Source organism: Bradyrhizobium sp. USDA 4454, from assembly GCF_054822705.1.
Genome location: NZ_JBTRCN010000001.1, coordinates 4,078,171 through 4,102,442 on the forward strand (window position 1 = coordinate 4,078,171; position 24,272 = coordinate 4,102,442).

General features: G+C 64.6%; 20 protein-coding genes. 13 read left to right on the plus strand and 7 right to left on the minus strand.

Annotated elements, in window-relative coordinates; all coding sequences use genetic code 11:
• Positions 1–9: 9 nt before the first annotated feature.
• From ACVIW0_RS19120 to ACVIW0_RS19130, 3 genes are all read right to left on the minus strand, one after another.
• Positions 10–6,300, minus strand: coding sequence for a HAMP domain-containing protein (locus ACVIW0_RS19120; protein WP_461353716.1), 6,291 nt, complete (start codon positions 6,298–6,300; stop codon positions 10–12).
• Between the two features lie 290 nt (positions 6,301–6,590).
• Entirely contained in the window at positions 6,591–6,773 is a 183-nt protein-coding gene (locus tag ACVIW0_RS19125; protein WP_461353717.1) for a hypothetical protein, read from the minus strand.
• Positions 6,774–6,935: 162 nt separating this feature from the next.
• Positions 6,936–7,202 carry a hypothetical protein gene (locus ACVIW0_RS19130; protein ID WP_461353718.1) on the minus strand — a complete coding sequence of 89 codons (267 nt, stop codon included), beginning with the start codon at positions 7,200–7,202 and terminating at the stop codon, positions 6,936–6,938.
• 121 nt (positions 7,203–7,323) lie between these two features.
• Between ACVIW0_RS19130 and ACVIW0_RS19135 the strand changes: the two genes are divergently transcribed.
• Both ACVIW0_RS19135 and ACVIW0_RS19140 read left to right on the plus strand, forming a co-directional pair.
• Positions 7,324–7,518, plus strand: a complete 195-nt coding sequence (locus ACVIW0_RS19135) for a DUF3072 domain-containing protein (RefSeq protein WP_461353719.1) — start codon at positions 7,324–7,326, stop codon at positions 7,516–7,518.
• An 84-nt stretch (positions 7,519–7,602) separates the two neighbouring features.
• Positions 7,603–7,857, plus strand: coding sequence for a hypothetical protein (locus ACVIW0_RS19140; protein ID WP_461353720.1), 255 nt, complete (start codon positions 7,603–7,605; stop codon positions 7,855–7,857).
• A gap of 180 nt (positions 7,858–8,037) precedes the next feature.
• Here ACVIW0_RS19140 and ACVIW0_RS19145 read toward each other — a convergent pair whose 3' ends face one another.
• Positions 8,038–8,295, minus strand: a complete 258-nt coding sequence (locus ACVIW0_RS19145; RefSeq protein ID WP_212013805.1) for a hypothetical protein — start codon at positions 8,293–8,295, stop codon at positions 8,038–8,040.
• Positions 8,296–8,407: 112 nt separating this feature from the next.
• Between ACVIW0_RS19145 and ACVIW0_RS19150 the strand changes: the two genes are divergently transcribed.
• Positions 8,408–10,477, plus strand: a complete 2,070-nt coding sequence (locus tag ACVIW0_RS19150) for an ATP-dependent helicase (RefSeq protein WP_461353721.1) — start codon at positions 8,408–8,410, stop codon at positions 10,475–10,477.
• Between the two features lie 146 nt (positions 10,478–10,623).
• Here the strand turns inward: ACVIW0_RS19150 and ACVIW0_RS19155 are convergent, their stop codons facing one another.
• Together ACVIW0_RS19155 and ACVIW0_RS19160 are read right to left on the minus strand one after the other, a co-directional pair.
• A complete protein-coding gene (locus tag ACVIW0_RS19155; RefSeq protein ID WP_461353722.1) occupies positions 10,624–11,355 on the minus strand; it encodes an adenylate/guanylate cyclase domain-containing protein in 732 nt (243 codons plus the stop codon).
• 88 nt (positions 11,356–11,443) lie between these two features.
• Positions 11,444–11,743 carry a PilZ domain-containing protein gene (locus ACVIW0_RS19160; RefSeq protein WP_461353723.1) on the minus strand — a complete coding sequence of 100 codons (300 nt, stop codon included), beginning with the start codon at positions 11,741–11,743 and terminating at the stop codon, positions 11,444–11,446.
• 219 nt (positions 11,744–11,962) lie between these two features.
• Here ACVIW0_RS19160 and ACVIW0_RS19165 point away from each other — a divergent pair, with 219 nt between their 5' ends.
• The 3 genes from ACVIW0_RS19165 to ACVIW0_RS19175 are packed head-to-tail and all read left to right on the plus strand — an operon-like array spanning position 11,963 to position 14,994.
• Positions 11,963–13,369 carry an MFS transporter gene (locus tag ACVIW0_RS19165; RefSeq protein WP_461353724.1) on the plus strand — a complete coding sequence of 469 codons (1,407 nt, stop codon included), beginning with the start codon at positions 11,963–11,965 and terminating at the stop codon, positions 13,367–13,369.
• 11 nt (positions 13,370–13,380) lie between these two features.
• Positions 13,381–14,568 carry an acyl-CoA dehydrogenase family protein gene (locus ACVIW0_RS19170; protein WP_461353725.1) on the plus strand — a complete coding sequence of 396 codons (1,188 nt, stop codon included), beginning with the start codon at positions 13,381–13,383 and terminating at the stop codon, positions 14,566–14,568.
• Positions 14,569–14,592: 24 nt separating this feature from the next.
• Complete coding sequence (locus tag ACVIW0_RS19175) at positions 14,593–14,994, plus strand: VOC family protein (RefSeq protein WP_461353726.1); 402 nt, start codon at positions 14,593–14,595, stop codon at positions 14,992–14,994.
• A 260-nt stretch (positions 14,995–15,254) separates the two neighbouring features.
• On the opposite strand, the gene ACVIW0_RS19180 is transcribed toward ACVIW0_RS19175, so the two are convergent.
• Entirely contained in the window at positions 15,255–16,004 is a 750-nt protein-coding gene (locus ACVIW0_RS19180) for a Spy/CpxP family protein refolding chaperone (RefSeq protein WP_461353727.1), read from the minus strand.
• Positions 16,005–16,459: 455 nt separating this feature from the next.
• Between ACVIW0_RS19180 and ACVIW0_RS19185 the strand changes: the two genes are divergently transcribed.
• The 7 genes from ACVIW0_RS19185 to ACVIW0_RS19215 all read left to right on the plus strand — a co-directional run bounded on the left by ACVIW0_RS19185 (position 16,460) and on the right by ACVIW0_RS19215 (position 24,228).
• Entirely contained in the window at positions 16,460–17,800 is a 1,341-nt protein-coding gene (locus tag ACVIW0_RS19185; protein ID WP_461353728.1) for an ABC transporter substrate-binding protein, read from the plus strand.
• A gap of 117 nt (positions 17,801–17,917) precedes the next feature.
• Positions 17,918–18,856, plus strand: coding sequence for a carbohydrate ABC transporter permease (locus ACVIW0_RS19190; protein ID WP_461353729.1), 939 nt, complete (start codon positions 17,918–17,920; stop codon positions 18,854–18,856).
• Positions 18,856–19,767, plus strand: coding sequence for a carbohydrate ABC transporter permease (locus tag ACVIW0_RS19195; protein WP_461353730.1), 912 nt, complete (start codon positions 18,856–18,858; stop codon positions 19,765–19,767). Before ACVIW0_RS19190 ends, ACVIW0_RS19195 begins: the two co-directional genes overlap by 1 nt.
• A gap of 4 nt (positions 19,768–19,771) precedes the next feature.
• Positions 19,772–20,872: an ABC transporter ATP-binding protein gene (locus tag ACVIW0_RS19200; RefSeq protein ID WP_461353731.1), complete on the plus strand. Its 1,101-nt coding sequence runs from the start codon at positions 19,772–19,774 to the stop codon at positions 20,870–20,872.
• A gap of 28 nt (positions 20,873–20,900) precedes the next feature.
• Positions 20,901–21,890 (plus strand): hydroxyacid dehydrogenase, encoded by a 990-nt coding sequence (locus ACVIW0_RS19205; protein ID WP_461353732.1) that lies wholly within the window; start codon positions 20,901–20,903, stop codon positions 21,888–21,890.
• 161 nt (positions 21,891–22,051) lie between these two features.
• The gene (locus ACVIW0_RS19210) at positions 22,052–23,476 is read left to right on the plus strand and encodes an amidase (protein WP_461353733.1); all 1,425 of its coding nucleotides are present in this window, start codon (positions 22,052–22,054) and stop codon (positions 23,474–23,476) included.
• 80 nt (positions 23,477–23,556) lie between these two features.
• Positions 23,557–24,228: a hypothetical protein gene (locus ACVIW0_RS19215; RefSeq protein WP_461353734.1), complete on the plus strand. Its 672-nt coding sequence runs from the start codon at positions 23,557–23,559 to the stop codon at positions 24,226–24,228.
• Positions 24,229–24,272 lie beyond the last annotated feature (44 nt).

Genomic DNA, 24,272 nt, shown 5'->3' on the forward strand with positions numbered 1-24,272 from the left:
GATCGCCGATCAGCGGTGCAGCCACATGCGGATCGCCAGCAGCAGTTGCTCGGTGTTCACGGGTTTCGCCAGATAGTCGGACGCGCCTGCTTCCAGGCATTTCTCGCGATCGCCCTTCATCGCTTTCGCCGTCAGCGCGATGATCGGCAGCCGCGCAAAGGCGGGATTTTGCCGGATCGCGCCGATGGTCTGGTAACCGTCCATCTGCGGCATCATGATGTCCATGAGCACGATCGCGATCTTCGGATTGGACTCGACCAGCGAGATCGCCTCGTGACCCGTTGTTGCAGTCAACACCTTCATACCGCGCCGCTCCAGCACGCTCGACAGCGCGAAGATGTTGCGGGCGTCATCGTCGACCAGCAGCGCGGTCTTGCCGATCAGATCTTCATCGGAACTGTTGAGCTTCTCCAGCATCCTCTGTTTTTCGACGGGCAATTCCGTGATCACACGGTGCAGGAACAGTGACGTTTCGTCGAGCAGACGTTCGGGCGACTCCACGCCTTTGACGACGATGCTGCGCGCCATCGTGTGCAGTTCCGCGTCCTCCTGTGCCGAAAGTTCCCGGCCCGTAAACACGACAACGGGAATATTGGACAGCGCCTCGTCCTTGCGGATTTGATCCAGCACCTCGAAACCGCTCATGTCGGGCAGCCGCAGATCGAGCACGATGCAGTCGCAGGGATTTTCGCGCAACGTCGCCAGCGCTCCTGCCCCGGTGTCGCTGGTCACGATCTCGATGTCCTCGTGTCCGAGCAATTCGGTGATGCTGAGCTGTTCCGCTGCGTTATCCTCGACGATCAGCAAACGCTTGCGGCGCGGCCGCGCGTATTCCTTGATCTGCGACAGCGCCGCGCTGACGCCTTCGGTCGTGGTCGGCTTGTTGACGAAGGAGAAGGCGCCGCGTGCCAGCGCATGCTGCCGATCCTCGTCGAGCGTGATGATCTGGACCGGAATGTGCCGGGTCAGCGGATTGTGCTTGAGCTGGCTTAAGACGGTCCAGCCCAGCATGTCCGGCAGGAAGACATCGAGCGAGACCGCGCTCGGCTGGAACTGCTTGGCGAGATCGAGCGCCTCGGCACCGCGGCTCGCGACCAGCACCTTGAAGCCCTTGTCGCGCGCCAGATCGATCAGCACCCGCGCATAATGCGGATCGTCCTCGACGATCAAGAGGATGGTGTCGCCGGGCTCGAGATCGAGCCGGTCGTCCGGAAGCTGCTCGATGACACGCTCCTGCGTACCCGCCGCCTGCAGCGACGGCGCCGAGGTGTGCGGCATTTGTATCGGCTGAGCCTGCGGCCGCAGTGCAACCGATGGTCCGGCATATTTCAGCGGCAGATAGAGCGTGAAGGTCGAGCCCTTGCCGGGCGCGCTGCGCAGATGGATCTCGCCGCCAAGCAGGCCTGCCAGCTCGCGGCTGATGGCAAGGCCGAGACCGGTGCCGCCGTATTTGCGGCTGGTGCCGGCGTCGGCCTGCTGGAACGCCTCGAAGATCAGCTTCTGCTTGTCCTGCGGAATACCGATGCCGGTATCCGACACTTCGAACGCAACCACGGCAGGCGCGGTGTTGAGGATCGCGTGCTCCGCGCTCCAGCCGCCGACGGCCGCCGAGACGGTCAGGCTGACGCCGCCTTCCGCGGTGAACTTGAACGCGTTCGAAAGCAGGTTCTTCAGCACCTGCTGCAGCCGCTTGGAGTCGGTGACCATGCTGCGCGCAAGGTTGGCGTCCACGTCGATGCTGAAGGACAGGTGGCGGTTCTCGGCCTCATGCCGGAACGGCCGCCCGACTGTCTCGAGCAGGCTCGAGGTGAGAATTTCCTCGGCTTCGACCGTCACCGTGCCGGACTCGATCTTGGACAAATCGAGGATGTCGCTGATCAGGTTCAACAGGTCGGTGCCGGCGCCGTGAATGGTGCGGGCGAACTCGACCTGCTTGGCGGTCAAGTTGCCGTCGGGGTTTTCCGTGAGCTGCTGGCCGAGGATCAGGATCGAGTTCAGCGGCGTCCGCAGCTCGTGCGACATGTTGGCCAGGAACTCCGACTTGTACTTCGAGGTCAGCGACAGCTCGGTCGCCTTTTCCTCCAGCGCGCGCCGCGCCTGCTCGATCTCCTGGTTCTTGCGCTCGACGTCGACGTTACGTTCGGCGAGCTGCTGGGCCTTCTGCTCGAGCTGGTCGTTGGTCTGCTGCAACTCCTTCTGCTGGGTCTGCAACTCGCCGGCAAGCTGCTGCGACTGTTTCAGCAGCGCCTCGGTCTGCATCGTCGCCTCGATGCTGTTGAGCACGATGCCGATGCTGTCGGTCAGTTGTTCGAGGAAGGTGATCTGCGAGGTCGTGAATGACGAAATCGAGGACAGCTCGATGACCGCCTTGACCTGGTTCTCGAACAATACCGGGAACACGACGAGGTTCTTCGGCATGATCCGCATCAGCGCCGAATTGACCGGCACTGCATCGCCGGGAATATCCGAGACGAGGCGCTGGCGCTTGTCGAGCGCGCATTGACCTATCAACCCCTCGCCGAACTGGACGATCTGCGGATGCGGATTGCTGCTGTCGCTGGCATAGGCCGACAGCAGGCGCAGCTGCGCATTCTCGGGATTGTCGACCTGGTAGATCACGCCCATATGGGCATTGATCAGCGGCGCCAGCTCGGTCAGCAACAGGCGACCGACGGTCGCGAGATCGCGCTGGCCCTGCAGCATGTTGGTGAAGCGCGCCAGATTGGTCTTCAGCCAGTCCTGCTCGGTGTTGCGCTCCGTCGTCAGACGGAGGTTGCCGATCATGGTGTTGATGTTGTCCTTGAGCTCGGCGACCTCGCCGCGCACGTCGACCTGGATCGAGCGCGTCAGGTCGCCCTTGGTCACGGCGGTGGCCACTTCCGCGATCGCGCGCACCTGCGAGGTCAGGTTGGCCGCCAGCAGGTTGACGTTGCCGGTGAGATCCTTCCAGGTGCCGGCCGCGCCGGGCACGTTGGCCTGACCGCCGAGCCGGCCCTCGACGCCGACCTCGCGCGCCACGCTGGTGACCTGCTCGGCGAAGGTCGCGAGTGTCTCGGTCATGTTGTTGATGGTGTCGGCGAGCGCGGCCACCTCGCCCTTCGATTTCACCGTCAGGTTCTGCTTCAGGTCGCCGTTGGCGACCGCGGTCACCACCTTGACGATGCCGCGCACCTGCTCGGTCAGGTTCGCTGCCATGACGTTGACGGTGTCGGTCAGATCCTTCCAGGTGCCGGCGACCCCGGGCACCTCGGCCTGGCCGCCGAGCTTGCCTTCGGTGCCGACCTCGCGCGCCACGCGCGTCACCTCGCCGGCAAAGGCGTTGAGCTGGTCCACCATCGTGTTGATGGTATTCTTCAGCTCGAGGATTTCGCCCTTCACGTCGACCGTGATCTTGCGCGACAGGTCGCCGCGCGCGACGGCGGTCGTCACTTCCGCGATGTTGCGAACCTGGGTGGTCAGGTTCGCGGCCAACAGGTTGACGTTGTCGGTCAGATCCTTCCAGGTGCCGCCGACGCCGGGCACCACAGCCTGGCCGCCGAGCCGCCCTTCGGTGCCGACCTCGCGCGCCACGCGCGTCACCTCGGCGGCGAACGAGCGCAGCTGCTCGACCATCGTGTTCAGGGTGTCCTTGAGCAGCAGGATCTCGCCGCGCACGTCCACCGTGATCTTCTTCGACAGGTCGCCGCCGGCGATCGCGCTCGCCACCTCGGCGATGTTGCGGACCTGCGCGGTCAGGTTCGACGCCATGAAGTTGACGTTGTCAGTCAAATCCTTCCAGGTGCCGGCGACGCCGGGCACCTCGGCCTGGCCGCCGAGCTTGCCTTCGGTGCCGACCTCGCGTGCCACGCGCGTCACTTCGCCGGCAAAGCCGTTGAGCTGGTCGACCATCGTGTTGATGGTGTTCTTCAGCTCGAGGATTTCACCCTTCACGTCGACCGTGATCTTGCGCGACAGGTCGCCGCGTGCCACGGCAGTGGTCACCTCGGCGATGTTGCGGACTTGCGCGGTCAGATTGCCGGCCATCGAGTTGACGTTGTCGGTCAGGTCCTTCCAGGTGCCGGCGACCCCGGGCACGTTGGCCTGGCCGCCGAGGCTGCCGTCGGTGCCGACCTCGCGCGCCACGCGCGTCACCTCGCCGGCGAAGCGGTTGAGCTGGTCGACCATCGTGTTCAGCGTTTGCTTCAGCTGAAGGATCTCGCCGCGCACGTCGACCGTGATCTTGCGCGACAGGTCGCCGCCGGCGATCGCGGTTGCAACTTCGGCGATGTTGCGGACCTGGGCCGTCAGGTTGCCGGCCATCGAGTTGACGCTGTCGGTCAGATCCTTCCAGGTGCCGGCGACGCCGGGCACCTCGGCCTGGCCGCCGAGCTTGCCGTCGGTGCCGACCTCGCGCGCCACACGCGTCACTTCGCCGGCGAAGGCGTTGAGCTGGTCCACCATCGTGTTGAGCGTTTCCTTCAGCTGAAGGATTTCGCCCGAGACGTTCACCGTGATCTTCTTCGACAGGTCGCCCTTCGCAACTGCGGTCGCGACCTCGGCGATGTTGCGGACCTGGGCCGTCAGGTTCGACGCCATCGAGTTGACGCTGTCGGTGAGGTCCTTCCAGGTGCCGGCAACGCCGCGCACCTCGGCCTGGCCGCCGAGCTTGCCCTCGGTGCCGACCTCGCGCGCCACGCGCGTCACCTCGCCGGCGAAGGCGTTGAGCTGGTCCACCATCGTGTTGATGGTGTCCTTCAATTCGAGGATCTCGCCGCGCACGTCGACCGTGATCTTCTTCGACAAATCGCCATTGGCGACCGCGGTGGTGACGCCCGCGATATTGCGGACCTGGGCGGTCAGGTTCGAGGCCATGAAATTGACGTTGTCGGTCAGGTCCTTCCAGGTGCCGGCGACGCCGAGCACGTTGGCCTGGCCGCCGAGCTTGCCTTCGGTGCCGACCTCGCGCGCCACGCGCGTCACTTCCGAGGCGAAGGCGTTGAGCTGGTCGACCATGGTGTTGAGCGTCTCCTTCAGCTGAAGGATCTCGCCGGACACGTTCACCGTGATCTTCTTCGATAGGTCGCCGCCGGCGATCGCGGTCGCGACGTCGGCGATGTTGCGGACCTGCGCGGTCAGGTTCGAGGCCATGAAGTTGACGTTATCAGTCAAGTCTTTCCAGGTACCGGCGACGCCGGGCACTTGGGCCTGGCCGCCGAGCTTGCCTTCGGTGCCGACCTCGCGCGCCACGCGCGTCACTTCCGAGGCGAACGAGTTGAGCTGGTCGACCATCGTGTTGATGGTGTCTTTCAGCTCGAGGATCTCGCCGCTGACGTCGACCGTGATCTTGCGCGACAGGTCGCCGCGCGCCACGGCGGTGGTCACGTTGGCGATGTTGCGGACCTGGGCGGTCAGGTTGCCGCACATCGCGTTCACCGAGTCGGTGAGATCCTTCCAGGTGCCGGCGACGCCGGGCACGATGGCCTGGCCGCCGAGCTTGCCATCGGTGCCGACCTCGCGCGCCACGCGCGTCACTTCCGAAGCAAATGAACGCAGCTGATCGACCATCGTGTTGATGGCTTCCTTCAGCTGCAGGATCTCGCCACGGACGTCGACGGTGATCTTCTTCGACAAGTCGCCGTTTGCGACTGCGATCGTCACCTCGGCGATGTTGCGGACCTGGCCGGTCAGATTGTTGGCCATCGAGTTGACGCTCTCGGTCAGGTCCTTCCAGACGCCGGTCACTTCCGGCACCTGGGCCTGGCCGCCGAGCTTGCCCTCGGTGCCGACTTCGCGGGCGACGCGCGTCACCTCGGAGGTGAATACCGAGAGCTGCTTGATCATCGTGTTGACGATGTTCGCCGACTGCAGGAATTCGCCGCGCAGCGGCCTGCCCTCGACGTCGAGCTGCACGGTTTGCAGCAGATCGCCCTGCGCCACCGCGGCGACCGCGCGGGTGACCTCGCGCGTCGGCCACAGCAGGTCATCGATCAACGTGTTGACCGAGCTCTCCATGTCGGCCCATGCGCCGCTGGCGAGGCCGAAATTGACGCGCTGGCGGGTCTGTCCCTCGCGGCCGACGACCTGTCCGACGCGCGCCAATTGCTGCGCCATGCGCTCATTGGCAGCCGCGATTTCGTTGAAGGCGTCCGCGATCTTGCCGTCGATCCCGAGATAGTCGCCGCGCATCCGGACCGAGAAGTCGCCGCCGCGCATCGCCTGCAGGGACTGCAGCAGATCGTGCGAGGAGTCGAGGCTTCCATTGGATGATTGGGCGCGGCGGGTATCAGCACGGGGACGAGGCGGCGAACCGAGATCGGTCATGGAATTTCCCCTACGCGCTGGCCAAGAATCCCGAGGATCCAAGGACTCGGAAAAGCCAGTGTGACCATAAGAATGACTGCCCTTGATTGATTCAAGCGGGAAAACGCCGGGACGGCAATTTGTGACACAAATCGAGTGCCTTAATCGTGAATGGAACCAAAAGTTCCAATCCGCAATTGGAACTTTTCGTGCAGTGTGATTGTGCAACTGCAAAGGGACGGCCGCGGGTTGAAGCGCGCGCGTCGTGCACCGACCAGCATCAAAACTCCGGTCGTGGAGCCAACCAACGGCTAGCGGTCAGCCGGCCAGCTTCGCCGCACCAATTGCACCCGCTCGATGCGGCTGCACTGCTCGCAGCGGTATTGGAGAATATCTCTGCCGTCATTGCCCGGAGAGCTGCTCTCGAGCCGCATCGTCCTGATGCAGCTGATGCAGGAGATCAGCGTCAGCAGCGGGCTGCGATCGTCATTCATCGATGCCCGCGGTGGCGCGGTCGGATCGGCGATCATGGCGCTGGGCGATGCTATGGTGTTGGCTCTCACCACAGGAAAATGCCGTCCCGCCCTCCGGGTTCCAGTCCGGAAACCTATTCAGGCGCGAGACCGTGCCAGGCGTCTGGCCGCGCCTGGTCCGGATCAGGTTCGCGCGGCGCCCTGGCCTGCCGCGGTCTTCCCCTTGCCGAGCTTGCTCCGGTCCGGCTTGACCGTCGCGCTCGGGCGATCCGCGTAGCTTCGGCTCAACCGCTCCCTGACCGTTGGCAGTCGATCGCCGCCGCCGGCCGCCTTCCACAGGCCAATCAGCTCGGCCACTTCGGCGCGCATCGCCATCAGCCGGTATGACGCTTCGCTGCAATCGAGATCGCGATTGACCTGATCCCGGATCGACGCCTCGATCAGGGTCATCTCAGCCCGCAACGTGCTGATCTTCCGGCGAATTTCGTTGATTTTGTTGTCCATGGCTTGTTAGAACGAAAATAGAACATATTGTCAAGTCACGATCCAGCAAGCGAGGTAAGCGATGGGCATGGCAGCAGTGAGATATGGCGGAGTTGCGGAGCGCCTTGGCGGGCTGATGACCCGTGCCCAGGGGCTCCGGTTGAGGAGCCTCGCCGAGGAGGCCTATCAGCCCGACCAGTACGCGCGTGACCTGACGTCCGAGGAGGCCGAACGGCGTATCAACGCCTTGAAGGCCGAGATCGCGCTGGCGGATTCTTTCTGAGCCGCCGACCCACCTCCCTCAAGCCTTCGATATGGCGGCGCAGCCAGTTCTGCTATTGCTGCTTCGTCTTTGGGGGAGCGTCACGTGCTGGAGTTGGAGAAGCGGTCGCCGCTGGCGTTCCCGATCGTGCTGAAGGACGGCCGCACGCTCGCAACCGTCGGCGATGCGGCGGACTATCTTTCAGCGCTGAGCCTCGATCAGCGCGAGCGCGGCTACTGGAAGACCGCGATCATGATGTTCAACAATGCCATGCGCGAACCGAGCTATCTGAGGATCGCAACGATGAACATGCGCTCGGCCCTTGTGTATGACCGGCTCGCCGACGACATTGGTCCCTGATTGTGCTGTTGCAGCTACAGCCGAATCGGCGGTCGCTGCGTAAGGCCCTGTCCGTTATGGCCGCAAACAAGGTAACGGCGGTACACGCGACGGCCGGATGCGCAACGCGCATCGGCCGCACTCTCGGGCCGCCTCGGAGGGCCAAGGCGGCCCATTTCTTTTCAAAGCAATTTTGTCTTTTCAGAGCAATTTTGCGCGGACGAACAGCGTCCGCAGCGCGTTGGTTGCTTGCACCGTCAGCATCGCGTTCCCGGCCGCCCGCTCCAGCGCAACCAACGCGTCGTCATGCAGTGAGCGGAACTCCATCCATTCGACCGCGCTGAGATTGCTAATGAAGCGGTGAGCCTGGCCGACGGTCGCAAGCGTCACCGTCTCGCCGTTGAGCCGCACCTTGAATGTCGCCTTCAGCGGCGTGTCGGATTTGGAAACGTCACCCATGGCGCGGTTGTGCGCCGGGCGGCGTTAATGTCAATCTAAATTCTCTGCTCCCGCGTCGCTGGGCTGGCTCCACGGAATCGCAATGTCTGTTAGCGTTTCGTGGGGGTGATTCGTGCCTGACCTTGCCAACACAGCCTATCTCGATGCGCTCAATTCCGAGCAGCGCCGTGCCGTCGAGCATGGCGTCGGCAAGGATTGCATCGTGGGTGCGCCGCTGCTGGTGATCGCGGGCGCCGGCTCCGGCAAGACCAACACGCTTGCCCATCGCGTCGCGCATCTAATCCTCGCCGGCGCCGATCCGCGCCGCATCCTGCTGATGACCTTTTCGCGGCGCGCCGCCTCCGAGATGGCCGGCCGCGTCGAACGGATCGCGCGGCGTGTGCTCGGCGATCGCGCCTCGGTCATGACCGACGCGCTGAACTGGGCCGGCACGTTCCACGGCATCGGCGCGCGGCTGCTGCGCGAATTCGCCGAGCGGATCGCGCTCGACCCGGCCTTCACGATCCATGATCGCGAGGACTCCGCCGACCTGATCAACCTGGTCCGCCACGATCTCGGCTTCTCCCGCACCGAAAGCCGGTTCCCGACCAAGGGCACTTGCCTTGCGATCTATTCGCGCTGCGTGAACGCGGAGATGCCGATCGAAGCCGTGCTCGGCCAGTTCTTCCCGTGGTGCTCCGGCTGGGCCAGCGAGTTGAAGCAATTGTTCGCGGCCTATGTCGAAGCCAAGCAACGGCAGAACGTGCTCGATTACGACGATCTGCTGCTCTACTGGGCACAGATGGTGACGGATACCGGGCTGGCCGAGGAGATCGGCTGCCGCTTCGATCATGTGATGGTCGACGAATATCAGGACACCAACCGCCTGCAATCCTCGATCCTGCTCGCGCTCAAGCCGGCGGGACGCGGGCTCACGGTGGTCGGCGACGACGCCCAGTCGATCTATTCGTTCCGCGCCGCCACCGTGCGCAACATCCTGGACTTCCCGAGCCAGTTCAGCCCGGCCGCCGAGATCATCACGCTCGACCGCAACTATCGCTCCACGCAACCGATCCTCTCTGCCGCCAATGGCGTGATCTCGCTCGCCAAGGAGCGCTTCACCAAAAATCTTTGGACCGACCGGATCTCGACCCGCAAGCCACTGCTGGTCACGATCCGCGACGAGGCCGATCAGGCGCGCTACATTGTCGAACAGGTGCTGGCCAACCGCGAGGAAGGCGCGCTGCTGAAGCACCAGGCGGTGCTGTTCCGCACTTCGTCGCACAGCGGACCGCTGGAGATCGAGCTGACCCGCCGCAACATCCCGTTCGTGAAATTCGGCGGCCTCAAATTCCTCGACGCCGCGCATGTCAAGGATATGCTGGCGTTATTGCGCTTCACCGCCAATCCGCGCGACCGCGTCGCCGGTTTTCGCATCCTGCATCTGTTGCCCGGCGTCGGGCCGGCCTCGGCGCAGCGCGTGCTCGACCACATGGCTGAAGCCGCCGATCCGATCGCAGCCCTCGGCGCACTGCCCGCCCCGCCGCGCGCCGGCGCCGACTGGCGGCTGTTCGTCGAGGCGATCGAGAACCTGCGCTACTCGGAATGGCCTGTCGACATCGAGCGCGCGCGGCTCTGGTACGAGCCGCATCTCGATCGCATCCACGAGGACAGCGAGGTGCGCCGCGCCGATCTCATTCAGCTCGAGCAGATCGCCGGCGGCTATCCGTCGCGCGAACGCTTCCTCACCGAGCTCACGCTCGATCCGCCCGACGCCACCAGTGATCAGGCCGGCGTGCCGCTGCTCGACGAGGACTATCTGATCCTGTCGACCATCCACTCCGCCAAGGGGCAGGAATGGAAATCGGTCTATGTCCTCAACGTCGTCGACGGCTGCATGCCTTCCGACCTCGGCGCCGGCACGTCGGCGGAGCTCGAGGAGGAGCGCCGCCTGCTCTATGTCGCGATGACCCGCGCCAAGGACGATCTGCATCTGTTGGTGCCGCAGCGCTTCTTCGTCCATGGCCAGGCCGCCAAGGGCGACCGCCACATGTACGCCTCGCGCACCCGCTTCATCCCGGAACGGCTGCTGCCGATGTTCGAGCGGACCAGCTGGCCACGGGCTGCGGCTGCACAAGCCTCGACCGCGAACCGAGCGCCGCCAATCGACATCGGCGCCCGGATGCGCGGGATGTGGCGCTGACGCCCGCCGGAAAGATTTTCAGGGCGACGCGGAACGAAGCTGTCGGCCTCGCGTTGAAGCGGCGTTCGTAATCGGCAAACGACCATCCCAGACGGCTTCGGCGCGGTGTTCCGCGCTGGAGCCGTCTTTTTTTGCGCCGCGTCAATTCACGCAGGAAACAATGTAACGGGCTGGTCGAAGCCCTTCAGGCTGTGATCGGAACCGGCTGCCGTGACCATGTCGCGGGTTCGATCCCGCACGGCTGACGTGACCAGGATCTCGCCGGATTTTGCGATCGCCTGGGCGCGTGCCGCGCGATTGACCACGGTGCCGACCGCGGTCAGGTCGCGATGGGCCTGGCCGAACTCACCGAAATTGGTGTCCCCGCTGTCCATTCCGATTCCGATGCCGAGCTCGATGTCGCCGGCGCCGATCCTCCGCACCAGCGCATCGTGCCTTTCCTGGAAACGGCGCTGGATGTCGCGCGCAGCCAGCAGGGCCTGCACGGCATGATCGTCGCGCCGCACCGGAAAATTGAAGATCGCAAACACGGCATCGCCGATCGTCTTGTTGAGAATGCCGTCATAGCGCCAGATCGCGGCGGCGCAGTCGTCGTAGAACGCATCGAGCAGCGACGTCAGCCCGTCCTGCGCGATGGTCTGCGTCAGCGTGGTATAGCCGCGCAGATCGGCGAACAGGATGGTGGCGTCGATGGTCACGGCGCGCGCCTTCATGATCTTCGAGAACGCCATCTCGCAGATCGTGCACACGTTCGGGTTCATGCGGCTCGGCTTGACGCCGAACAGGCGGAACGGTGCCGACAGCGGGCCGCGCAGCGGGATCGGCATGTGCAGATTCTGCCAACAGCCGAGGCAGATCGATGCAGGTTCCGGAGTCATCGGCGTATCATCTGCTGTTCCAGCAACGAAACCACCCACCCACCGTAGCACGGTCGATCACGGGCGTCCCCCACCGAGATTGCCGCGCTCAGGCCGGCTTGACGAAACTCAGTCCAATCCGCGTCTTCTTGCTCCAGATCACCTGGCACTCGTAGACGACAGAGGCGTCGTTGGCCATGACCAGGCGGAATCTGTGCGGGACGAAGGCCGGATTCCCCACCTCGATCGCCGCTCCGTCCGGGGATATGTTCACGATCGTGCAGTGCATGACCGAACCGCCCGACGAGACATAGCCGGGTTCATTGACCTCGGTTCGCGGATGCCTGCGCTTTTCGTCCACCCGGCCTGCCCCCCACGCTTTGTTGACGCAAACCTGGGCGATCGGCATTGCCGGAGTCAACGGCTGACGCGGCTCACGTCGGGCTTACGCACCGTGATTTATGCGCAGCAGTAAGCCGAATTGCCTATCGTGTCGGTGCAGATGAGCTCCGCGTCCGCGCGGGCTTGCCGTTCGCGGCGGCGCGAGGATAGCCTCATCCCATGGGCGATGCGCTGGCGCGACGCACGCCCCGAACAATAATGAACAGGCGCCATGGGGAGACGCGCCATGTTCGAGATTCTCGATCGCCGGACGACTCTGACCGGCAACCAGATCAAGATCCTTGCGGCAGCCATCATCGGCGATGCGCTGGAATTCTTCGATTACTTCCTGATCGGCTTCGTGCTTGCCTTCCTGATCGGCCCCTGGAAACTCACCTTCGGCCAGTCGGCGACCGTGCTGATGAGCTCGGGCATCGGCGCCATCATCGGCGCCTATCTCTGGGGCTGGCTCGCCGACCGGGTCGGGCGCCGCATCGTCTTCATCGGCACGGTGCTCAACTTCTCGATCGCGACCGGCCTGCTCTATTTCACCCCCGATAATGGCTGGGTTTATCTCGCGATCCTGCGCTTCTTCGTCGGCACCGGCGTCGGCGGCCTGTATTGCGTCGACCTGCCGCTGGTGCAGGAGTTCATGCCCTCGCACAAGCGCGGCTGGGTCGGCGGGCTCGTCACCTGCGTGATTCCGCTCGGCGTCGGCCTGGGTGCGGTGCTGGGTGCGATCATGGGCACCGATCAATGGCGGGTGCTGTTTGCGATCGGCGTTCTGCCAGCGGTCCTGGTGCTGCTGGTCCGGCTCTGGGTTCCGGAATCGCCGCGCTGGCTGTGCCGGCAGGGACGCTACGACGAAGCCCGCAAGGCCCTCGCCTGGGCGCTCCAGGTCCAGCCCTCCGAACTGCCCTTGCCGAGCGCGGCCGACGCAGGTCCAGTGGTCAAGACCAGCTGGTTCGACCTGTTCAAATATCCGCGCAGCCTGATCGTCTCCTGGCTCGGCAATGCCGGCGCCCAGACCGGCGTCTACGGCATCACGCTGTGGGCGCCCGCGCTGTTCGTGCTGCTGCTGAAGGTCACGCCGCAGGAGGCCGCCAAGATGATGATCCTGCTCAGCGTCACCGGCTTCCTCGGCCGCATCTCGTTCTCCTATTTCTCGGAACTGCTGGGACGGCGCGTCGCCGGCGGCCTGCTCGGCTTCGGCGCCGGCGCGCTGACCATTATCGCCGGCTATCACTACGACGCGACGCTGTTCGGCATGTCGGCGTTCTGGCTGCTGCTGGGTGCCGCCTTCTTCTTCGCCGACGGCGGCTTTGCGATCGTCGGCCCCTATGCGGCGGAGGTCTGGCCGTCGCATCTGCGCACCACCGGCATGGGCTCGGCCTACGGCTTCGGCGGCATCGGCAAGATCATCGGGCCGGTCGGCCTCGCCCTGATCGTCGGCTCGAACAACTACCTCAAGCCGGATGTGCCGTTAACCCAGATCCCGACCGCCTTCGTCTATCTCGGCTGCTGGTTCCTGATGGCGGGCGCCGTCTATCTGTTCTTTGGGCTCGAGACCCGGGGCAAGTCGATCGAGCAGATCGACAAGGAGCTCAACGCGACGGCTGACGTCGCGGCCTCCGCCACCATCCGGCGCGCCTGAGGGAGGCTGACATGAACGTGACTTCGGCTGATCTTGCGGGCGATCGCGACGTTATCGCCCGCGCCGAGGCGGTCAGGGACGCGGTGGCCGCCGCCTCCAACGAGATCGAAACGACGCGCCGCCTGCCGCCCGATCTGCTCGACCGGCTGCATGAGGCGCGGCTGTTCCGGCTGCTGCTGCCGCGTTCGGCCGACGGGATCGAGACCGATCCCGTCACCTTCTTCCATGTCATCGAGGCCATCGCCAAGGCCGACGCCTCGACGGCGTGGTGCCTGAGCCAGGCCGGCGGCTGTGCGATGTCGGCGGCCTATCTCGATCTGCCGGTCGCACAGGAGGTGTTTGCCGACCCGCGCGCCGTGCTGGCCTGGGGCCCCGGCCCGAAGGTCAGGGCGATCGAATGCGAGGGCGGCTACCGCGTCACCGGGGTCTGGTCGTTTGCCTCCGGCGGGCGGCACGCCACCTGGCTCGGCGCGCACTGCCCGATCTACGCCGCGGACGGTTCGCCGCGCCGCGATGCCAATGGCGAGCAAATCGAGCGCACCATGCTGGTGCGGACCGAAGACGTCGCATGGACCGACATCTGGAACACGGTCGGGCTGCGCGGCACCGCCAGCGACCAGTTCGCGCTGGACGACTTCTTCGTCCGCGCGGATCATTCGATCACCCGCGAGTTCGACCGCGAGTGCCGCGAGAACGGCCCGCTGTACCGGATGAGCAACCACACCTGCTATCAGATCGGCTTTGCCGGGGTCGCCTGCGGCATTGCCTGCAGCGCGCTGGACAGTTTCGTCGACGTCGCCCGCAACAAGGTGCCCCGCGGCATGACGAAGACGTTGCGTGATAATGCCGTGGTGCAGTCGGGCCTTGCCCAGTCCGAGGTCAATCTGCGCGCCGCCCGCGCCTTCCTGCTGCAGTCGATGGCCGATATCTGGCAGGATCTGGTCGCCGGCCACAGCATCACGGTCGCGCAGCGCATGACGATCCGGATGGCCGCCACGCACGCCATCCACAAGGCCAGGGAAGCCGTCGACTTCGCCTACAACAGCGCCGGCGCCACCGCGATCTTCGATGGCCATCCGCTGGAGCGCCGCTTCCGCGACATCCACACCGTGACCCAGCAATTGCAGGGCCGCTTCAGCCATTTCGAGACCGTCGGCGCCTGGATGCTCGGCGCCGAGGCCGACCTCAGCTTTGTCTAATCTGAATTCTCAAGGAGACGAACCATGCCACTGGGCGGATTGCAGCATTTCACCATCGAACCGCAGGATCTGGAGAAGACCAAGACGTTCTATTGCGAGGTGCTCGGGCTCGAGAACGGCGATCGGCCGCCGCTCGATTTCCCGGGCTACTGGCTCTATTCCGGCGGCCAGGCCACGGTCCATTTGATGGGCACGCGCAAGCCGCGCGACGGCATCGTGGTGCGCGGCACCGAGAAGAAATACGAGGACACCGGTCGCCTCGACCACATCGCCTTTGCCGCCACCGACGTCGACGGCGTGCGCAGGCGCCTCCAGGCGAACAACGTCAGCTACCGCGAGCAGATCGTGCCGCGCACCGGCGACACCCAGATCTTCCTCTACGATCCCGACGGCATCGGCGTGGAGCTGAACTTCCCCAAGAGCTGAGCGCGACCGTCTGAGATCGCGATAGCTGGTTTTGCCGGCCATCCATCGCTTCTTCTGCGCTCGCCTTCGGGCTGTGGATGGTTCCCGACAAGGCCCCGACTCGGCCATCACTCGGGCGTGATCCGGTCCGTTTTTCTTCAACATTGAATGACGAATTAAACGGGCCGCCGCTGCGGCAGAATAGCCGGGTGCTGCGCCTTTAACCTACCCCAGGGCATGGTGGCCCGGCTATTCGTCCCCACTTCGTCCCCGAAAGGTTCTTAGTCGAGCCCGCGTTCGTGGCTGAGGCGGACCATTTCGTTGATGAAGATTTGTTTCTGCTTATCGTCGAGGCTCGCATAGAGCGGCTCGGCGGCGTCGGCAACGTTACGCTGATCGGCCGCGCGGTCATTGAGGAACTGGGCTTCGTTGCGCATCTGCTCGATGATGTCATCGGGTGGATCGCGTTGCGCCCGCGCGATGCGCAAGTTGAGCCGGTCGGCGCCATTATGGCCGAGATAGTGCATCGCACTGTTGAAGCCGGCCCAGTTCTTCTCCTGCTCCGGCGTGAGATTGAGTTCCTTCTTGATCCGCTCGATGTTGGCGTCGCTGTTGGCGACGATCTGCTCGGCCGTGAGCTGCGGCGCACCCGCTTGGGTCAACACGGTCGGCGCCTGCTTGGCGCCCTTGTCCTTGGTCGCGGCCTTGGCCGATTTGCCGGCCTTGGCACCCTGCCTGTCGCCGGACACCGGCGTCTGCGCGTTCTTGCCGTTGCCGGCATTGGGATTGGCGTTGTTGCCGGTGAACACCCCAGTCACGCCGGTCACCACGCCGACCACGCCGCCGATCGCGCCGCCCAGCACACCACCGACCGGTCCGGCGGCCTTGTTGCCCTCGCGCGCCCCTTTCTCGACGCCCTGCACGATCTGCGCATCGACCATGTGGGGCACTGCAAGCAGCGTGACGGTGGCGGCCCCAACCGCAGCGCACAACCTCCAATGCGCTCGCAGCTTCGCTACCGGGATGAGCATGATCGGATCTCCGTGATCGATTGTGGATTGCACGTTTGATGCGGGGGTCGGTTCGACGAATCCGGACTTTATCGTTTCCAGCTTCAGCAAGTCTATCCGTCGCGCTGGGCATCAACATGATGGAACACGGTTCGATCCGGCCGGGCCGGAAACCTGCGGCTCAACCGCGCACCGTCCGCGAGCGTCTCCGCGTCGCGCATCGCGTGCATCGCAACATGATTACACGAAACGCCGAAAACCGCCTGCAATGGCGATGACGCCCGCTGGCACTGCCTGCAATTTGACCACAACGTTAGTACTACGTGGCACGAGCATCTCGTTTCTCGACAGCCGCAAGCAATTCTGTTCTGATCGGTGTGAACGAAATCCCGCGACGTCGCGCCAACGCGACGCACAAAAACAGCAACGGGATTCAAAAAAGCCTTTTGTCCGTCGGCTACCAGGGAGGGAATGCGATGTCACGGAAGAAGCTTTCGCGCCGGGAATTCGTTGCAGCGACAGCGCTGTCATCGGCGGCGCTCATTACAGCCCCCTATGTGCGTGGCGCCTACGCAGCCGGAAAGCTCTCGATGGGCTTCTGGGACCACTGGGTGCCGGGTGCGAACAGTGCTTCGACCGAGCTCGTCAACGAATGGGCCGCCAAGGAAAAGGTCGAGGTCCAGATCGACTACATCACCAGCCAGGGCAACAAGAACATCGTGACCATCGCCGCCGAGGCACAGGCGAAATCCGGTCACGATATCTTCCAGATGCCGACCTGGTGGCCGCAGGCCAACGCCGAGCTGCTCGAGCCGGTCACCGACATCATGGAGCCGCTGATCAAGCAGAACGGCGACGTCAACGGCACAGTAAAATATCTCGGCCAGGCCGACGGCAAATGGCTGGGTGTTCCCGCCAGCGTCGGCAGCCAGATCAAGGGCCCCTGCTCGCGCATCGACCTGATGAAGAAATATGCCAACATCGACGTCCAGGAGATGTATCCGGCAGGAAGCCCGCCGAAGGCCGACAACTGGACCCTCGATACGTTCCTCAAGGCGGCGGAAGCCTGCCACAAGGCCGGCTTCCCGTTCGGCATCGGTCTTGGCGAAACCAGCGACAATGTCGACACCGCCGGTGCAATCTTCAACTCGTTCGGCGCCCAGCTGGTCGACGCCAAGGGCAACCTGACCGTCAAGACCGACGCGGTGCGGCAATCGCTCGAGTTCTACAAGAAGCTGATCGCCCTCCTGCCGCCAGATGTCTCCGCATGGGACGACGCCTCAAACAACAAGTGGCTGGTCGCCGGCAAGGGCGCGATGATCATGAACCCGCCGAGCGCATGGGCGGTGGCCAAGCGGGATGCCCCGCAAGTCGCCGAGCAATGCTGGACCCACGGCTTCCCCGCCGGGCCCAAGGGACGTTTCGCGCCCTATCTGCCGTTCTTCTGGTCGATCTGGTCGTTCTCGAAGAACAAGGAAGCGGCCAAGAGCCTGCTGACCCATTTGTCGCAACCGGCCTCGATCGAGAAAATGGTGGTCGCGAGCGGCGGCTACGACCTGCCGGCCTACGAAAAGCTCACAACGTTGAAGGTCTGGGAAGAGGTCGGGCCGCCCAAGGGCACGCTCTACCACTACCCGAACCCCTTCAAGCACCAGACGCTGTCGATGGCGGCCTCGCCTGCCCCGCCCAAGGTCGCGCAGCAGATCTACTTCCAGGCCACCCTGACCAAGATGTGCCTGCGATACTACCAGGGTGAAGCCATGGAAAAGACGCTCGCCTGGGCCGAGGGCGAGTGTGAGGGCTTCATGCGAAGCTGACGAACGGACGGGTTCGCGCGCGGCTGCCGATCGTGCCAGCCGCGCGGGGTCTCGTCCTCGCAACCCAACCGCCGAACCGACGAGCCGTGCAACCAAACCGCGCGAGGGACCAGCGTCATGGTTGATGTCGCATTCCAATCCAACCGTGCAGCCGCAGCCCAGTCGGGTCGGCGGCGCGTCGGCTTGCGCAACGCGCTGCGGCGCAAGTCGATGGCCGCGTTCCTGATGACGTTGCCGCTGATCGTCCTGATCGCGGTTCTCGTGCTCTACCCCGCCTTCTACTCCCTGCATCTTGCGACGCTGAACAAGGCGATGACCAAGTTCGTCGGCTTCGGCAATTTCGAGTTCCTGTTCAAGCGCGACACCTTCTGGCTGGTGGTCAAGCAATCCTGCATCTTCGCGATCTCGGCGGTGATCTTCAAAGCGCTGATCGGCTTCATCGTCGCGCATTTCGTGCACAACGTGCCCGCCAACAAGCAGCGCAAATGGCGCGGCATGCTGCTGGTGCCATGGGTGATCCCGCCGGCCATGAGCACGCTGGCCTGGCTGTGGCTGTTCGACCCGTCCTACAGCGCCTTCAACTACACGCTGTCGTTCTTCGGCATCGGCCCGATCCCGTGGACTGGCGACGCGATGTGGGCGCGCTTCTCGGTGATCCTGGTCAACGTCTGGTACGGCGCGCCATTCTTCATGATCATGTATCTGGCGGCGTTGAAATCGGTGCCCGACCAGCTCTATGAAGCAGCCGCGATCGACGGCGCCAATTGGTGGCAGCGGATCTGGTACGTGACGCTGCCGATGATGCGCAACATCATCGCGATCACGACACTGTTCTCGCTGATCGTGACGTTCGCCAATTTCGACATCGTCCGCATCCTGACCGCGGGCGGCCCGCTCGACCACACCCACATCTTCGCGACCTGGGCGTTCCGCGTCGGCATCGAGGGCAGCGACATTCCGCTCGGCGCCAGCGTCTCGCTGTTCATGGTGCCGATCCTCGCCGTCGCGGCGATCTTCATCCTGCGCGACATCTCCAAACGCGGGAATGAAGCCTGATGAGCACGATGACCATCGACAAGTCCGGCCCGACCCGCAAGATCAAGTATGGCAGCATGAGCCGCGACCGGACCTGGGCGCTGCGCTGGTCGTATTTCTTCCTGACCCTGTTCGCGATCTTCTCGCTGACGCCGCCGTTCTACATGCTGATCACCTCGCTGAAGGGCAGCGCGGAGATCTCGGCGGCAACCAATCCGTGGTGGGTGCACCAGCCTACACTGGAGAACTACGTCCAACTGCTGACCTCGAACCAGTTCCTGCGCTTTTTCTGGAATTCGGCCTGGGTTTCGATCATCGTGGTCACCATCACGATGCTGATCAGCGTGCCGGCCGCCTTTGCGCTGTCGCGGATGAAGTTCTGGGGTTCGGCGACGCTCGCGACCGGGGTGTTCCTCACCTACCTGATCCCGGACAGCCTGCTGTTCATTCCGCTGTTCAAGATGTTCGCGGTGTTCGGCGACTGGACCGGCATCCAGCTCGTCAATCGCTGGTACGTCCTGCTGTTCATCTATCCGACGCTGACGGTGCCGTTCTGCACCTGGATCATGATCGGCTATTTCGCCTCGATCCCGAAGGAGCTCGACGAGGCCGCGATCATCGACGGGGCAAGCTGGTTCCAGACACTGACGCGGATCTTCATCCCGGTCGCGCTGCCCGGCCTGATCGCGGCGACCATCTTCGCCTTTACCGTCTCCTGGGCCCAGTTCCTCTATCCGCTGGTGTTCACCACCTCGACCGACCAGCTGGTGCTGCCGGTCGGCATCATCACCACCCTGATCAAGGGCGACGTCTTCAACTGGGGACAGATCATGACCGGCGCCCTGCTCGGCGCCGCGCCGCCGCTGATCATCTACGCCTTCCTGATGGACTACTACATTGCCGGCCTGACCGCCGGTGCGACAAAGGGTTGAACTTATGGCCGACGTCAGCTTGCGCAAGGTGGTGAAACGTTACGACGAGGTCGAGGCGGTGCGCGGCATCGACCTCGATATCGCCGACCATGAGTTCGTGGTGCTGGTGGGCCCGAGCGGCTGCGGCAAGTCGACAACGCTGCGGATGATCGCCGGACTCGAGGACATCTCCGACGGCGACATCATGATCGGCGGCGACGTCGTCAACGACGTGCCGCCGAAGGATCGCGACATCGCGATGGTGTTCCAGAACTACGCGCTCTATCCGCATATGACCGTCGCCGAGAACATGTCGTTCGGGCTGCGGCTGAAGCACTATCCCAAGGCCGAGATCAAGAGCCGGGTGACGGAAGCCGCCCGCATGCTCGACATCACCGACCTGATCGACCGCAAGCCGAAGCAGCTCTCCGGCGGCCAGCGCCAGCGCGTCGCGATGGGACGCGCGATCGTGCGCAATCCCAAGGTGTTCCTGTTCGACGAGCCGCTGTCCAACCTCGACGCCAAGCTGCGCGTGCAGATGCGGATCGAGATCAAGAAGGTGCACCAGAAGGTCCGCACCACGACCGTCTACGTCACTCACGACCAGGTCGAGGCGATGACGCTGGCCGACCGCGTGGTGGTGATGAACCACGGCAAGATCGAGCAGATCGGCACGCCCAACGAGCTCTATCACAAGCCGGCGACCAAGTTCGTCGCGAGCTTCATCGGCTCGCCCGCGATGAATTTTGTGCCATGCCGGCTCGAGGATGTCGGCGGCAAGCTCAACGTGCGGCTGACCGACCGCCTCGCCTTCACCCTGCCGCCGGCACGCGCCGCCCGCTACCAGACGCTCTCGCGCAGCGACAAATTGTTGCTGGGCATCCGGCCCGAGCATGTCATGGAGGCACGGCCGCACGCCGAGCCCGGCGTCGAGCCGTTCGACGCAGTGCTCGACGTCACCGAGCCGATGGGCATGGAGACCCTGGTCTATTTCACGCTGGAGGGCAGCCAGGTCTGCGGCCGGGTCAACCCCAACGCCGGCGCGCAGGATGGCAGGCCGCTCCGATTGGCTGTGGACCTCAACAATATGCATTTGCTAAACGAGGTGACCGGCGCCGTCCTTTGACGGCGTACGAGAACCTCAAGGGCAGGAAATGGCCACCAACAAGAAGAAGATCTTCATCACCCAGACTCTGTCTCCGGGAGCGCGGGTGCTCCTCAACGAGCGGGACGACGTAGAACTCATCGAATTTCCCAACCTGATCTCGGCCAAGGATTTCCAGGCGATGCTGGAGCAGCATGCCCCGGTCCATGGCGTGGCGCTCGGCGCCACCCCGTTCGGCGAGGCCGAGCTGGAAGCCTCCAAGGGCATGATGGTGGTGACCCGGATCGGCGTCGGTTACGACGCGGTTGACGTGCCGGCGCTGTCCCGCCGCAAGGTGCCGCTGATGGTCGCAGGCACCGCCAACTCGCCGTCGGTCGCCGAGCAGGCCCTGTTCATGATGCTGACGCTGGCCAAGCGCGCGCAGGAAATGCATTCGATGGTCAAGGACGGCACCTGGGCGAGCCGGCTCGGCGTGCTGCCGTTCGATCTCTACGGCAAGACCGTGCTGATCGTGGGCTTCGGCCGCATCGGCACGCGCACCGCCAAGCGTTGCCTTGCGATGGAAATGAACGTGCTGGTGTACGACCCCTACAAGCCCGCCAGCGAGATCGCCGCGGCCGGCTGCGAGGCGGTGCCGAGCCTGGAGGCGGCATTGCCACGGGCAGATTTCGTCACCATCCATTGCCCGAAGAATCCCGAAACGGTCGGCCTGTTCAACGCGGCCCGGATCCGCCTGATGAAGCCGACCGCCTATCTCATCAACACCGCCCGCGGCGGCATCGTCGACGAGACGGCGCTGCACGACGCGCTGGTCTCAGGCAAGCTCGCCGGTGCCGGCCTCGACGTGTTCGAGGTCGAGCCGCCGCCGGTCGGCCAGCCACTGCACGCTTTGCCCAACGTGATCATGGCGCCGCATGTGGCGGGTGTCACCGTCGAGGCGGTCGATCGCATGAGCGAACAGACAGCGCGCAATATCCTGAGCGTGCTGGACGGCAATCCGCTGCGCCAGAACGTGATCAACCAGGACGTCCTCGGCTGAGCTTTCAGCCTTCCCAAAAGCGCGGTGAGATAGGTCATCGCGCTTTAGTTTGTTGTTGAGCACGATCTTTTCAGAAAAACCGCTGCACACTTTTCCGGATCGTGCTCTAGATGCGCCGTGGCCGATCCCGCGAGGTCGGCCCGGCGATGCGGAGCATGCACATGGCCTTCAAGGAATTCGGCAACTACGATGCGGTCGGTCTCGCCGAGCTGGTCCGCAACAAGGACGTGACCGCGAAGGAATTGCTCGACGAGGCGATCGCGCGCACCGCCGCCATCGATCCGAAGATCAACGCTGTTGTCGTCAAGCATTACGACTACGCCGAGCGCCAGATCGCCAAGGGGTTGCCCGACGGCCCCTTCACCGGCGTGCCGTTCCTGCTCAAGGACCTCGATCTGCTCGCGGGCACGCGCACCACTTCGGGCGCCAGCCTGCTGAAGGATTTTGTCGCCGACCATAACAGCACGCTGGCGCAGCGCTTTCTCGATGCGGGCCTTGCGATCTTCGGCAAGAGCTCCAGTCCCGAATTCGGCCTGATGCCGACGACGGAATCCCGCCTGTTCGGCCCGACCCGCAATCCCTGGAATCTCGACCATTCCTCTGGCGGCTCGTCCGGCGGCGCCGGTGCCGCGGTCGCGGCGCGCATCCTGCCGGTCGCACATGCCAGCGACGGCGGCGGCTCGATCCGGATCCCCGCCTCCGCCTCCGGCGTGTTCGGCATGAAGCCGACCCGCGCCCGCAACCCGGTCGGCCCCGACCGCGGCGAAGGCTGGGGCGGCTTCTCCGTCGGCCATGTGCTCAGCATCAGCGTCCGCGACAGCGCCGTCATGATGGATGCGATCCATGGTCCGGAGCCATCGAGCCTCTACGTCGCGCCCGCGCCGGAGCGGCCGTTCTCGCAGGAAGTCGGCCGCGACCCCGGCCATCTGCGCATCAGCTTCACCGACAAGTCGCCCTATGGCGATGCCATTGATCCGGAGATATCAGCGGCCGTCCGCGACATCGCCAAGCTGCTGGCCGGCCTCGGCCATCACGTCGAGGAGCGCGCACCGCCGCTTGCGGCCGATCCGGCAGCAACGATGACGATGATCGTCGGCGGCAACACGGCGCTGACGATCCGCCTGCTCGAGCAGCGCGTCGGGCGCGCGCTGACATCGGACGATGTCGAGCGGTTGACGCTCGCCAGCGGTCAGAACTCGGCCAAGATGACCCCGGCCGACTATGTCGCGGCTCAGCTTGCGGCGTTCCAGATCTCGCGCGGGCTCGCGACGTTTTTCGAAGGCTGCGACATCTTCCTCAGCCCGACACTGTGCGCGCCGCCGCTCCGCCTCGGCGAGCTGAACACGATGTCCGAGGACCTCACCCACATTGCGCCGGTGCTGCGCCGCTACATGCCGGGCACCTCGATGTTCAACATGTCCGGCCAGCCGGCGATGTCGGTGCCGCTGGCCTGGAACAAGGCCGGATTGCCGCTCGGCATGATGTTCGCGGCCAAGCTCGGCGAGGAAGGTTTGCTGTTCCGCCTCGCCGGCCAGCTCGAACAGGTCCGGCCCTGGAAGGACCGGCGCCCGCCGGTTTGCGCCTAGCTGACAAACGATAGTCGGATCAGGTAGATAGGAAGGGCGTCGGTACGATTCCGCCGGCGTCATGCCTGGGAGACCGAACCGTGAGTGACCCGACCGACAATGCGCTCGCCGCGATCGCGAGCATTCTCGATCAGACGACGACACCTCCCGAGAAGGCCAAATCGTCCGACAAGACGGCCGACAAGCCAGCCGAGCCCGCTGAGGAGCGGCCGGCCCCGATCGCGATGCCGCCGCCGCTGCCAACCTCGGTCGAAATCGTTACCGTGGAGACTGTGTCGATCACGACCGTGTCCACCGAGGCCGCACCCGCCGCGCCGTCGGCGGTCGAGCCGCCTCCGGTTGAACAGTCCGAACCTGCCGAACAGCCCGAGCCGAGCCAACCCGAGGCCCGCGAACCTGAGGTCGTCGAAGCCGCAGCGGTCGAACCGCAGCCGAGCCAGCCGGAGCCTGAACCCGTCCAACCGCACCAGCCGATCGAGGCCAACGGCTATTCGAAGTCGGGCCCGGGCCCGATGGCCGCGCTGCGCTTTCGCTGGACGGTGCGCGAGGATGGCGGCCGATATTACGTCGACGAGACCGTCGGCGAAGGATCGACCCCGCTGGTCAACGGCCCGATGGACGGGGATGCCGCGATCAAATTCGTCGACGATCGCGAAGCGGAAGCGCGGCGCCGCTTCGAGCACTTCAGGCACGAGATCATCAGCCGCACCGCGACCGCGCTTCAGGCGCGCAAGGACAGCACCGAAACTTGAGTGACGATGCCCACTCATGGGCACCGCAATCCGCGAATGGAGAA